The 12,308-nt window shown below is 68.6% G+C and carries 11 protein-coding genes, 1 pseudogene and 1 other annotated feature; of the genes and pseudogenes, 8 read left to right on the top strand and 4 right to left on the bottom strand.

Going from position 1 to position 12,308, the window contains the following annotated elements:
• Positions 1-2 precede the first annotated feature (2 nt).
• The 4 genes from ACT3UL_RS15015 to ACT3UL_RS15000 all read left to right on the top strand — a co-directional run bounded on the left by ACT3UL_RS15015 (position 3) and on the right by ACT3UL_RS15000 (position 4,232).
• Complete coding sequence (locus ACT3UL_RS15015; protein ID WP_444579108.1) at positions 3-500, top strand: YbhB/YbcL family Raf kinase inhibitor-like protein; 498 nt, start codon at positions 3-5, stop codon at positions 498-500.
• 198 nt (positions 501-698) lie between these two features.
• Positions 699-2,054: a glycosyltransferase family 4 protein gene (locus tag ACT3UL_RS15010; RefSeq protein ID WP_444579106.1), complete on the top strand. Its 1,356-nt coding sequence runs from the start codon at positions 699-701 to the stop codon at positions 2,052-2,054.
• Positions 2,051-2,821: a TVP38/TMEM64 family protein gene (locus tag ACT3UL_RS15005; protein ID WP_444579104.1), complete on the top strand. Its 771-nt coding sequence runs from the start codon at positions 2,051-2,053 to the stop codon at positions 2,819-2,821. The genes ACT3UL_RS15010 and ACT3UL_RS15005 overlap by 4 nt, the downstream gene beginning before the upstream one ends.
• Before the next feature lie 103 nt (positions 2,822-2,924).
• Positions 2,925-4,232 (top strand): glycosyltransferase, encoded by a 1,308-nt coding sequence (locus tag ACT3UL_RS15000; RefSeq protein WP_444579102.1) that lies wholly within the window; start codon positions 2,925-2,927, stop codon positions 4,230-4,232.
• On the opposite strand, the gene ACT3UL_RS14995 is transcribed toward ACT3UL_RS15000, so the two are convergent.
• The 4 genes from ACT3UL_RS14995 to dnaK form a co-directional block, all read right to left on the bottom strand.
• A complete protein-coding gene (locus ACT3UL_RS14995) occupies positions 4,150-4,587 on the bottom strand; it encodes a heat shock protein transcriptional repressor HspR (RefSeq protein ID WP_444579101.1) in 438 nt (145 codons plus the stop codon). The genes ACT3UL_RS15000 and ACT3UL_RS14995 overlap by 83 nt on opposite strands.
• Before the next feature lie 185 nt (positions 4,588-4,772).
• Positions 4,773-5,789 (bottom strand): DnaJ C-terminal domain-containing protein, encoded by a 1,017-nt coding sequence (locus ACT3UL_RS14990; protein ID WP_444579100.1) that lies wholly within the window; start codon positions 5,787-5,789, stop codon positions 4,773-4,775.
• Positions 5,790-5,909: 120 nt separating this feature from the next.
• Positions 5,910-6,599, bottom strand: coding sequence for a nucleotide exchange factor GrpE (locus ACT3UL_RS14985; protein ID WP_444579098.1), 690 nt, complete (start codon positions 6,597-6,599; stop codon positions 5,910-5,912).
• Positions 6,599-8,461, bottom strand: coding sequence for a molecular chaperone DnaK (gene dnaK / locus ACT3UL_RS14980; protein ID WP_443343750.1), 1,863 nt, complete (start codon positions 8,459-8,461; stop codon positions 6,599-6,601). Before dnaK ends, ACT3UL_RS14985 begins: the two co-directional genes overlap by 1 nt.
• A gap of 304 nt (positions 8,462-8,765) precedes the next feature.
• On the opposite strand from dnaK, the gene ACT3UL_RS14975 reads away from it, so the two are divergent.
• The 4 genes and pseudogenes from ACT3UL_RS14975 to ACT3UL_RS14960 form a co-directional block, all read left to right on the top strand.
• Positions 8,766-9,503 (top strand): TnsA-like heteromeric transposase endonuclease subunit, encoded by a 738-nt coding sequence (locus ACT3UL_RS14975; protein WP_443399073.1) that lies wholly within the window; start codon positions 8,766-8,768, stop codon positions 9,501-9,503.
• A gap of 1,876 nt (positions 9,504-11,379) precedes the next feature.
• On the top strand, positions 11,380-11,694 hold the full coding sequence (locus tag ACT3UL_RS14970) for a transposase (protein WP_444579096.1): 315 nt from the start codon (positions 11,380-11,382) through the stop codon (positions 11,692-11,694).
• Positions 11,652-11,776: a sequence feature (AL1L pseudoknot), on the top strand. Its footprint overlaps the gene before it by 43 nt.
• The gene (locus ACT3UL_RS14965) at positions 11,691-12,059 is read left to right on the top strand and encodes an IS3 family transposase (RefSeq protein WP_444579095.1); all 369 of its coding nucleotides are present in this window, start codon (positions 11,691-11,693) and stop codon (positions 12,057-12,059) included. Its footprint overlaps the feature before it by 86 nt. The genes ACT3UL_RS14970 and ACT3UL_RS14965 overlap by 4 nt, the downstream gene beginning before the upstream one ends.
• A 30-nt stretch (positions 12,060-12,089) precedes the next feature.
• A pseudogene (locus ACT3UL_RS14960) lies at positions 12,090-12,308 on the top strand (DDE-type integrase/transposase/recombinase); the annotation flags it as partial.

Here is a 12,308-nt window from a genome sequence, read left to right as displayed (position 1 = left end):
GGATGGATCACACGACACCGGAAATCCCCTCCTTCACCCTTCTCTCGAGCGCCACGCCCGACGGCACCGAGGTGGCACCCCAGCAGCTGGTGGAAGGCCTCGGCGGCGAGAACCTCTCCCCCGATCTCCAGTGGTCCGGTGCCCCGGAGGGCACCCGGTCCTTCGCGGTCACCTGCTTCGATCCGGACGCCCCCACCGGATCGGGCTTCTGGCACTGGGTCGCCTGGGACATCCCGGCCGATGTCGGCTCCCTGCCCCTCGGCGTCCCGCGCGACAGCTCGAGCCTGCGTCAGGCGCACAACGACTTCGGCACTCGGGGCTACGACGGGCCGGAGCCGCCCGCCGGTCCGCCCCACCGCTACGTCTTCTCCGTGCACGCCCTGCCCGTCGAGTCGCTCGAGGTGGATCCGGAGGGCCCGCACATCGGCGCACGCTTCGCGATCTTCAGCCAACAGCTGGCATCCGCCTCGCTGACAGCTCACTATCAGGTGACGGACTGACGCACAAGGGGGGAAGACTCCGCGACACCTCGGGCGCGCCCCGTCGTGCCTGGACAGGGCCGGTCGTAGTCTCGATTCATGACGTTGATGAGAGTCCGCTCCGTACAGGCTGATAAAAGATCAGACCTGGGTCTGACCCCGTTCATCCGCTCGGGGGACGCGATGTCGTCGACGGAGTGCGAACCTCGAGGGGTGAATGTGATCAGCAGCAGCCACCGCCCCCGGACCGTCGCGCAATGGCCCCCGACGGCCTCGTCCTCCGGTGGGCATTCCGCCGATCGGCCCCTGCGCGTGCTACTGACCACCGACTGGTGGGAACCCATCGTCAACGGGGTGGTCGCCTCGGTCACGACCCTGCGTCGCGAGCTCATCGCGCTGGGCTGCGACGTCCGGGTGCTGACCCTCTCCCCCGGGCTGCGGACCCGCAGCGAGCATGGTGTGTACCGTATCGGCTCGGTCTCGGCCTCGATGCTCTACGACCATGCCCGCATCGGGATGCCGGGCGGTCGCCGGGTGCTGCGCGAGATCATGCGCTGGCGCCCCGACATCGTCCACTCGCAGTGCGAGTTCTCCACCCATGTGTGGGCCCGACGCATCGCCCGCAGCCTCAGGGTCCCGCTGGTGCACACGTACCACACCATCTACGAGGACTACACGCACTACTACTCCCCCAGCCGCACCGTCGGCCGGAAGGTCGTCTCGACCTTCTCCCGCCGGCTGCTCTCGGGAACCGACGCGGTCATCGCCCCGACGCCGAAGGTCGCCGATCTCCTGCACGGCTACGGGGTGCTCGAGCCCGTCCACGTGGTCCCCACCGGTCTGGATCTGCAGCGTTTCCGCCCCGCGCTCACCCCGGCGGAGCGGAAGGACGCCGCCGAGCTGCGGCGCGGTCTCGGCATCACCGCTCAGCAGAAGGTGCTGATCTCCGTGTGCCGCCTGGCGAAGGAGAAGAACCTCGACGAGGTGCTCGACTGGGTCGCCGCCGCGGACCGCGAGGACACCGTGCTGGTGCTGGTCGGCGACGGCCCGTACCGCGCGGAGCTCGCGGCGCGTGCCGCCGAGCTGGGCATCACCGATCGCGTCGTCTTCACCGGAGTGGTCGAGCCGGCGGAGGTGCAGCGCTGGTACCGCATCGGCGACGTCTTCGTCAGCGCCTCCCGCAGCGAGACCCAGGGGCTGACGTTCATCGAGGCCCTCTCCTGCGGGCTCCCGCTGCTGTGCCGCCGGGACCCGTCGATCGAGAGCGTCGTGCTCGATGGCCGCACCGGCTGGAAGATCGACGAGACGGCGGAGTTCACGCAGCGTCTCGACAGCCTCCTGGACGACCCGGAGCTGCACGAGGCGATGTCGCAGGCGGCCGTCGTCCATGCGGCGGCCACCTGCGGCGCGGGAGATTTCGGCCGCTCCGTCCTCGGCGTCTATGAGCAGACCTTGGACTCCCAGCATTCCCTGCAGGCTCTGCAGTCGCCGCAGGAGATCCCGTCGCTGCAGGAGATGCCGTCGCTGCAGAGCGCCGACGAGCGCGATCGCGTCCTGCACGAGGTGCTCCCGTGAGCACCACGACCCAGCCGATGCAGCTGACGCCCCTGGCGCCGACCATCAGCACGCTCACCGGCCGATCGACCACCACCGATCGCGCACCGGCCCGGACACCTGCCACAGCCGCTGCGGCGTCTGCGGCGGCGTCTGACGGAGCGACTGCTGCGGCGACGGCAGGAGCCAGGACCGGGACGTCGACGCGCGATCCGGTGCGCATCGCCGCCCGGCTCTCCCCGCTGCTGGGACTCGGGATCAGCATCGCCCTGGTCTGGTGGGGCCTGCAGACCGGCGTCCTGCAGTCGCTCGAGAACCTCCAGGCGTTCATCACCTCGCTCGGCGCATGGGGGCCGGTCGCCTTCCTGATCGCCTCGACGGCCTCGGTCATCTTCCCGATCGTGCCCGGCGGACTGCTGGTCATCGCCGGTCCCGTCCTGTTCGGACCGGTCGAGGGGACGGTCTACAACTTCGTCGCCGTCAGCACGGGCTCGCTGCTGAACTTCCTGATCGCCCGGCACGTGGGGCTCGCCCTCATCGAACGGATCTTCCCGGCCAAGACGGTGGAGAAGTTCCTGGGCTGGACCCGCAGCAATCACTTCACCCGGGCCTTCGCCCTCGCGATCGCCCTGCCCGTCGCCCCTGACGACCTGCTCTGCTATATCGCCGGGACCACCCGGATGCGGTGGCGCACGTTCGTCCTGATCATCCTGCTGTGCAAGCCGTGGGCGCTGATCGCCTACGGGCTCGGGGTGAGCGCCCTCATCCTGCGATACCTGCCCTGGTGAACCGGCCCGACGAACCGCCCCGCTGCACTTCCCCGGCGAACAGCCCCGGTGAACAACCCGGGTGAACAGCCTTGCTGAACAGCCCCGGTGAACGGAGACCTACATGTTCAAGAAGACATCCGCTGAGGCCGGTCGTCCCCGCCGCGACGTGCCTGCTGACCGCTCCCGCCCCGCAGGCCAGGGGCCGTCGGCCCGAAGGCCGCTGCGTGTGCTGATGCCGCGCGGCCTCGCCGGCCTCGCCGCGCAGTCCGGCATCGGCGCCGCCATCCGGCATCAGGAGAAGGCGGTGCGCTCGCTGGGCCACGAGGTGGTCACCAATCCGCTGCAGCCCTTCGACGTGGTGCACCTGAACACCCCGTTCCCGGACACCCCGCTGCTCGCGCACTGGGCGAGGCTGCGCCGTCGGCCCGCGCTGGTATGGGCGCACTCCACGGAGGACGACTTCCGCGATTCGTTCCCGGGCGCCAACACGCTCGCTCCGACGTTCCGCCGCTGGATCTCCCACCTCTACCGTCGCGGCGACGCGGTGGTGACCCCCAGCGAGTACTCCCGCGACCTGATCTCGGCGCCGAAGTACGGGATCTCCGCCCCGATCCACGTGCTCTCCAACGGCGTGGACACCAGCTTCTTCCGTCCTGATCCCGGGGCCCGCGGCAGGCTGCGGGAGCAGCTAGGGCTCGACGCCGACGCGAAGGTGGTCGTCAGCGTAGGGATGCAGCTGGTGCGCAAGGGCATCGTGGACTGGGTGGAAGTGGCCCGGGCGATGCCCGAGGTGACCTTCGTCTGGTACGGCCGCACCGACGAGCGCATGCTCACCGCGGAGGTGCGCCGGGCCCTGGCCGCGGCACCTGCGAACGCCCGCTTCCCCGGTTACATCACGGCCGTGGAGCTGCGCGAGGCGTACTGCGGGGCGGATGCCTTCTGCTTCCTCACCAAGGAGGAGACCGAGGGGATCGTGCTGTGGGAGGCGCTCGCCTGCGAGACCCCGGCCCTGGTCCGGGCGATCCCGATCTACCGCGACCGGATGCCCGATGGCGTGCTCACGCACCAGGTGGCCGGCGAGGGTCCCGGCTTCGCGGCGGACGTCGTCGCACGCCTGAGCGCGCTTCTGGACGGCGAGCTCACGGATCTGACCGCCGCCGGGCGCAGCGCCGCGGAGGAGGTCGACATCCACCGGGTCGCGCAGAAGCTCCAGGAGATCTACCGGCTCACCGGCGTCCAGCCCCATGGTCGCGACGCAGCGTTCCGCGAGGCAGAGGCGCGAAGCACAGAGGCGCGAAGTACAAAGACCCGCAGTTCAAGGTCCCGCGGGGCCGACGGCTCAGAGCTCACCGCCGGCGCTGCGGACGCCACAGCACCAGTGCACCCCCGCCACGGCGCTGCGGACGCTCGCCTCGACGCAGCGCACTGATCTCGCCGTCCCTGTCGGCGGAGAAGACGCGCCGCTGGGTGGGGGTCATCGACTCCAGCGTTTGCCGCACCGCCTCGAGCTGGTCGGCGAGGATCCCGACCTCGTCCTGCAGCTCGAGGATCCGCTTGATCCCGGCGAGGTTGATGCCCTGGTCCTGGGAGAGGCGCTGGATCTCGCGGAGCTTGGCGACGTCGCGCGCGCTGTAGCGGCGCCCGCGTCCGCGGGTGCGCTGCGGGGAGACCAGCCCGATCCTGTCGTACTGGCGCAGGGTCTGCGGGTGCATGCCGGACAGCTCCGCGGCGACGGAGATCACGAACACGGGGGCGCGCTCATCGATCCGCTGCGGGCTTGCCATGCCTGATGCTCCTTCCGGGGGAACGGGCGGGTGCTGCTCCTGGTGCTTCTCCTACTGTGCCAGCCGGGCCGACGCCGCGGGGCGCGACGTGGCCGGAACGATCTGCCGGCGCCGTCGGCCGATCAGACGGCGCCGTCGGGCGATCAGGCGGCACCATCGGGCGATCAGGCGGCGCCGTCGGGTGATCAGCGCGCGGCGGCCTCGGCGAGCCCCTCGCGGGGGTCCTCATCGGCCAGTGCCTCGCGCAGGTCCTCGACGGCCTGCTTGGCCTTGCCCTCGACATGCGCGGGCACGGCGACCTGCACGGTGACCAGGAGGTCGCCGGTGGTCTTCTTGGTGACGATGCCCTTCTTGCGCACGCGCAGGGTGCGGCCGCTCGGGGTTCCCGGGGCGACCTTCACTCCGACGGTGCCGCCGTCGAGCAGGGGGACGTTCAGCGTGGTGCCGAGCACGGCCTCGTCGAAGCTGATCGGGACGGTCAGGCGGAGGTTCGCGCCGTCGCTGCTCCAGACGGGGTGCTCCTCGACGTCGAGGGTCAGGAGCAGGTCGCCGGCCTTCGCGGAGCCCGGACCGGGCCGGCCCTTGCCGCGCAGGCGGATCTTCTGTCCGTCGTGCACCCCGGCGGGGATGCGGGTGGTGACGTTCTTCCCGTCCACGCTCAGGCGCACCTCGGTGCCCAGCGCCGCGTCGCGGAAGCTGATGCGGGTGCGGGCGGAGACGTCCTGGCCCTTCGCGGGGGCGCCGCCGGGATTGCCCTGGAAGCCTGCCTGCCCGCCGCCGAAGCCGCCGCCCTGACCGCCGAACATCCGCATGATGTCCTCGAGGTCGGGGTTCCCTCCTCCGCCGGGCGCGGCGCGGCCCCCTCCGGGGAAGCCGCCGCCCTGGCCGCCGAACATCGAGGAGAAGACATCCTCGAAGCCGGCACCGCCGGGGCCGCCCTGGCCTGCGGAGAAGCGTGCGCCGCCGGAGCCCATCGCGCGGATCGCGTCGTACTGCTCGCGCTGCTCGGGGTCGTTGAGCACCGAGTACGCCTCGCCGATCCCCTTGAACCGCTCTTCGGCCTTGGCGTCATCGGGGTGGTGATCGGGATGGTACTTCCGGGCCTGCGTGCGGTACGCCTTCTTGATCTCCTGCGCGCTCGCATCCTTCGAGACGCCGAGGACCGCGTAGAAGTCCTTGTCGAGCCAGTCCTGCTGGGACATGTGCGTCTCCTTCCGGGAGCGTCGGGAAAAGTCTGGTGTGTGTCTGTGGGGTATGGGAGAGGCGGGCCGGCCGGTTCCGGCCGACAGGCCCGCGTCTCCCAGGGGGTGCTGATCCGAGGATCAGGCCGGGCCGCGGGTCCCCACCCGGGCCGGGCGCAGCACCCGGTCGTTCATCGAGTATCCCGGCTGGATGACCAGCGAGATGACAGCGGTCTCGACGTCGTCCGCGTCCTCGTGCATGAGGGCCTCGTGGAGGTTCGGGTCGAACTCCTCCCCGACGGCGCCGAAGCGCTGCAGACCGTGCGAGCCGAGGATCTCCTCGAGCTTCTGGGCGATCGAGTGGAACGGGGTGCCCTCGGCGATGTCGCCGTGCTGGCGGCCCAGCTCCACGTCGTCCAGGACCGGGATGAGCGCGCCCAGGACGCGGCCCACGGCCGCCTCCCTGCTCACCTCGGCCGAGGCCTCGATGCGCCGACGCGAGTTGACGTACTCCGCCTGCTCGCGCTTGAGCTGCTCGGAGAGCTCGGTGACCCGGCCCTCCAGCTCGGCGACGCGACCGGCATCGGCCGGGGCCGAGGCACCGGACTCGCCGCTCTGGCCGTCCTCAGCCGCCTGCTCGTAGAGCTTCGCGGCCTCGACGTCGATCGGGTCGACGGGCTCGGACGAGCCCTGACCCTCGGCGGCCGGGGTGGCCCCGGAGGGACGGACCGTGCCGTCCTCCGGGTTCACCTTGCGCTTGTCGGTGAAGGAGAACCTGGGCTCGCCCTCGGGCCGCTGCGGGTCCTCGGGAGTGCTCTTGTCCTCGGTCATCACTTGGTCTCCTCGTCCTCGTCCACGATCTCGGCGTCGACGACGTCCTCATCGTCCGAGGACGATGCGCTCTCGTCGGAGCCGCCCTCGGCACCCTCGGCGCCTTCGGCCTGCGAGTAGATCGCGGTGCCGACGGCCTGCAGGGCCTCGTTGAGGGTGTCGCGCTTGGCCTCGAGGTCCTCGGTGGAGGTCTCCTCGCCGGCCAGCGCCTCCTTGGCCTCCTTGATGGCGTCCTCGGACTTGGTCCTGTCCTCGTCCGAGACCTTGTCCGCGTTGTCCTTGAGCAGCTTCTCGCCCTGGTAGACGAGCTGCTCGAGGGTGTTGCGGGCGTCGGCGTTCTTGCGGCGCTCCTCGTCCTCGGCGGCGTGGGTCTCGGCGTCCTTCACCATGCGGTCGATGTCCTCGTCGGACAGAGCGGAGCCGCCGGTGATCTGGATGGACTGCTCGTTGCCGGTGCCGCGATCCTTGGCGGTCACGTGCACGATGCCGTTGGAGTCGATGTCGAAGGTGACCTCGACCTGCGGGATGCCACGGGGGGCCGGGGCGATGCCGGTGAGCTCGAAGGTGCCCAGCAGCTTGTTGTCCCGGGTGAACTGACGCTCGCCCTGGAACACCTGGATCGCCACGGAGGGCTGGTTGTCCTCAGCGGTCGAGAACACCTCGGAGGTCTTGGTGGGGATGGCCGCGTTGCGCTCGATGAGCTTGGTCATCACGCCGCCCTTGGTCTCGATGCCGAGGGAGAGCGGGGTGACGTCCATGAGCAGGACGTCCTTGCGCTCGCCCTTGATGACGGCTGCCTGCAGCGCGGCACCCACGGCGACGACCTCATCGGGGTTGACGCTCTTGTTGGGCTCCTTGCCGCCGGTCAGGGACTTCACGACCTCGGTGACCGAGGGCATGCGGGTCGAGCCGCCCACGAGGACCACGTGGTCGATGTCGGAGACCTTGATCCCGGCATCCTTGATGACCTGGTGGAAGGGAGCCTTGGTGCGCTCGAGCAGATCCGAGGTCATGTCCTCGAACTGGGCACGGGTGAGCTTCTCGTCCAGGTGCAGCGGACCGTTCTCGGTCATCGACAGGTACTGCAGCGAGATCGAGGTGGAGGTCGAGGAGCTGAGCTCCTTCTTCGCCTGCTCGGCGGCCTCCTTGAGGCGCTGCAGGGCGATGCGGTCCTTGGAGAGGTCCACACCCTCCTTGTTCTTGACCTGGCTGGTCAGCCAGTCGACGATCTTCTGGTCCCAGTCGTCGCCGCCGAGGCGGTTGTCGCCCGCGGTGGCCTGGACCTGGATGGTCGAGCCCTCCTCGTCCTTGCTCACCTCGAGCAGGGAGACGTCGAAGGTGCCGCCACCGAGGTCGAAGACCAGGATCTGCTCGTCGTCCTTGCCCTTCTCCAGGCCGTAGGCGAGAGCCGCAGCGGTGGGCTCGTTGATGATGCGCAGGACGTTGAGGCCCGCGATGGTGCCGGCGTCCTTGGTGGCCTGACGCTCGGAGTCCGAGAAGTAGGCGGGGACGGTGATGACCGCATCGGTCACGGCCTCGCCCAGGTAGGACTCGGCGTCCTTCTTGAGCTTGCCGAGGGTGCGCGCGGAGATCTCCTGCGCGGTGTACTTCTTGTCGTCGATCTCCTGGCTCCAGTCGGTGCCCATGTGGCGCTTGACGGAGGCGATGGTGCGATCGACGTTGGTGACGGCCTGACGCTTGGCGACCTCGCCGACGAGGACCTCGCCCTGCTTGGAGAAGGCCACGACCGACGGGGTGGTACGGGCACCCTCGGCATTCGCGATGACCGTGGGCTGGCCGCCTTCGAGGACGGCAACGGCGGAGTTGGTGGTTCCGAGGTCGATTCCGACGACACGGGACATGGGTGCCTGCCTTTCTGCGGCGGATGCGCCGCAACGGGTTCATGCGCTGCCGACCACTGCGGCCGACGGCAAGAGTTGAGCTGTACAGACTCAAGTAGAGAACCCGTCGCGATCGTTGTCAATCCGAGAAGTCCAAACTTGAGTACACCTCACTCAACCTTGAACCTGGCGGGTTCATTCCCGTGGTGAGGATCTGTGACGGAGGGCACGTTTGTAGGTTCCGGGGCAAGTTGGCCAGTTCCGGGTTTCTTGGCCAGTGCGTGTCAGATTTCCGGCTCTTCTGTCAGACGGGCACGATGGACCTGTGGGCGGACGCGAGGTGTTCCTCCGGTACTGCACCGTCGCTGGCGACGAGGTCGCGACGACGTGGGAGGAAGCACGTGCCGATCTGATCGTCGAGGGCTTGCCCATCCGGGTGCCACCGACCTACCGAGGCCAACGGAGCTACCCGGGCCTGTTCTGGGCCGCGACCAACGATCGGACGCTGGTCTACGAGAGCCTGCTGGAGCTTGACAGACTGTGGCTGGCGGACCACGACCCGAGCGTCGAGAGAATCTGTACGCAGCCATTCCAGGTCACGGGGCGCGACGGTGACAGTCGGCGTGCGCACGTGCCTGATCTGCTGCTTGTCCACTCGGATCGGACGGTCACCCTCGTCGACGTAAAGCCCGCAGCGTTCCTCGAGAAGCCACGAGTCCGAGCCCAGTTCGACTGGACGCGCGCGTTGTGCCGCAGCAAGGGATGGCGTTACGAGATCTTCAGCGGCGGCAACCCCACGGTCCTTCGTAATCTCAAGCTGCTGGCGGTTGGCCGCCGCCCGGACCGCTTGCCTGAGGGGTATTTGACAGAGGCGCGGGCAACGTTGGACGAGGCCGAGAGCTCACTGGGCAAGATCCTTGCTCGTAGCCCCGCGAGCTGCGATAGGAGCATGTGGCGCGTAGCGGTCTTCGCACTCGTGTGGGCTGGAGAAATCACGATCGATCTTCATCAGCCGGTGAACGCCGAGACGATCCTCTACCGCACCGCCGAGGTGCTGGTATGAGCACGGAGAGCCTGGATACGTCAGTGGGGGCGCGGCTCTGGTACGAGGGCGCGGCCTGGACTGTCGTGCAGATCGATGGGTCCGCCGTCTTGTTGCGCTCCGTCGATCGGTTCTTGCGCGTCCATGCGCCCGCTCTGGTGGGCGTGGCTCGACCGTTGGACGACCCCCCGCACGAGGGAGGCCCGCATGCCGAGCTTGATGCGGTCATCCTCGCCGGCCTGACGAGTGCTCTACGAGCTCGCATCGAGGTCGAAGCCGAGATCTACAACCAGCTCGTGCTGACCCTCAGCGACGTGCCGCTTGAGCAGCGCTACGAGCAGTCGGCTGTGAAGCTGAAGATCTCGCCGCGCTCCGCTCGGCGCCGCGCGACCCGGTATGTCGAGCGAGGTCTCGCCGGCCTGGTCGATTCTCGCTTGCTCCAGCCTTCCCGCCGCGCGGTCGCCCCGGAATGGGACCAGACCTGCCGCGAAGTGCTCGACTCCTACACGGAGCGATCGAACCCCACGATGCGCACCGTGCTTCGCAGGACGAACGCGTTCTACCTGGAGCAGAACCCCGGAGCTCCGGTCCCGTCGCAAACCGTCGCCTACGAACGCTTGCGTGAGTTGGACAAGGGTCGGTACACGTTCGGGGCGGCGAAGCAGCGGCGCTCGGTGGCGGAACGCCCTGGGGGTGTGCTGGGTCGGCTGCGACCGGATCGGCCGGGCCAGTACGTCGTTCTCGACACCACGCCGCTGGACGTGTTCGCGATGGAACCGGTCACGGGCCGGTGGATCAATACCGAGCTGACGGTGGCGATGGACTTGTACTCGCGGTGCATTCTCGGCTTGATCCTCCGCCCGATCTCGACCACCGCGCAGGACGTCGCGGCAGTGTTGTTCCAGGTGGTCACCCCGCAGGCCTGGGGCCCGCCGAGTGATGAAGACGTCCCAGCGCCGTACGTCGGGGTGCCGGAGACCCTGTTGGCGCAGGAGACTGGCGCGTTGCCGGACACGATCGTGGTCGATCATGGCAAGGTCTATCTCTCCCTGCGCACTCGAGCGGTGTGCCAACGGTTGGGGATCAACATCCAGCCCGCGATCCCTCATGAGCCGACGGACAAGCCCACGATCGAGCGGTTCTTCCGCACCCTGCGCCAGCAGCTGCTCGAGCACCTGGCCGCGTACAAGGGCCCGGACATCTACTCCCGCGGCAAGCACATCGAGGACCAGGCGTTCTACTACGTGCCAGAGCTGGAAGCGATCCTCCGCGAATGGGTCGGGATCTACCACCACACAACACACCAGGGTCTGTGCGATCCGCTGTTACCGAACGTGGAGCTGTCGCCGGCGGAGATGTTCGCCCGCGGCATGGCCACCGCCGGAGTGCTACGACTTCCCGCGAGCGATGATTTACGGATGGAGTTCCTCGACGTCGCCTGGCGGTCGATACAGCACTACGGCGTCGAGATCGACGGGCGCCGCTACGACGGACCCGGACTCAACCTCCACCGCGGCACCCGGTCACCGCACGGAGGTACGCATGCAGGCAAGTGGCCGATCGTGATCGACCGCGACGACGTGCGCACCGTCTACTTCCAGGACCCCGACACCCGGACCTGGCACGACCTGGAGTGGGAGCATGCGCCCGGCCTGGACGCTCCGCTCAGCTCCGAAGCGGCCGCCTACACCCGCAAGCTCAGCCGGCAGAGTGACCGGCATGTCGATGCCGGCGCCGCGCTCGATGATCTGCTGGAGCGCTACAGCAAGGGCGCGGTCACCAGCCGCCGCGAGAAGAACCTCGCCCGCCGCCTCGCCACCCAACCATCCAAAGACCACGCCGCGACGGCTGAAGCGCCCTGGGCTCCGTTCCGAGTCTCACGAAGGAGAATCGGAGTATGCCCAAGAAGTTCAGCCCAGAGCTCCGTGACCGTGCGGTCCGCATGGTCTACGACCGCCACGCCCTCGAGGGCGGTCCCAGAGCGCAGTCGATCCGTGCCGTCGCGCCTCAGCTCGGCGTCGGCGAGGAAACCCTGCGGATCTGGTGCAACCGCTACGGTCCCACCGAAGTCGCGTCCCGCCCAAAGGATTCGCTCGAGGAGGAGAACCGTCGACTGCGACGGGAACTCGCCGAGGCGCGCCGTGCGAACGAGATCCTGAAGAAGGCATCGGCGTTTTTCGCAGCGGAGCTCGACCGCCCCACGACGAAATGATCCGGTTCATCGACGTGCACCGTGATCAGTTCGGGGTCGAGGCCATCTGCCGTGTGCTCAGCGCGACAGACTGTGGGTTCCTCACCTCTCGCGGCTATCGAGCCGCAAAGCAGCGCCCAGCCTCTGCCCGGGACATCCGCGACGAGGTGCTGATCGGCGAGATCCAAAGGGTCCATGACGAGAACTACGGCGTCTACGGGTATCGCAAGATGCACCAGGCGATGCGCCGGGCAGGTTGGGACATCGGAAGGGACCAGACTGCTCGGCTGATGAGAGTCGTTGGCCTGGAAGGGGTGCGTCGTGGTCGCAAAGCGCTCACGACAACGCCCTCGGGAGCTCCCGATCATCGCCCTGACCTCGTCTAGCGGGACTTCACCGCGCTCGGGCCGAACCAGCTCTGGGTCGCGGACATCACCTACGTTCGTATCCCGACCGGATTTTGCTACACCGCGTTCATCACGGACGTCTGCACCCGGCGAATCGTTGGCTGGGCCGTCGCGGCCAGCCTGCACACCGAGGTTCTGCCGCTGCAGGCTCTCGAGCACGCCCTGCTGAGCACCCGCGCCGAGGCCTCCAGCAACGGCTTGGTCCACCACAGCGATCGCGGCAGTCAA

This window comes from Brachybacterium sp. 107, assembly GCF_052379725.1.
GTDB lineage: Bacteria > Actinomycetota > Actinomycetes > Actinomycetales > Dermabacteraceae > Brachybacterium.
This window is presented reverse-complemented; position numbering and strand designations above follow the sequence as displayed.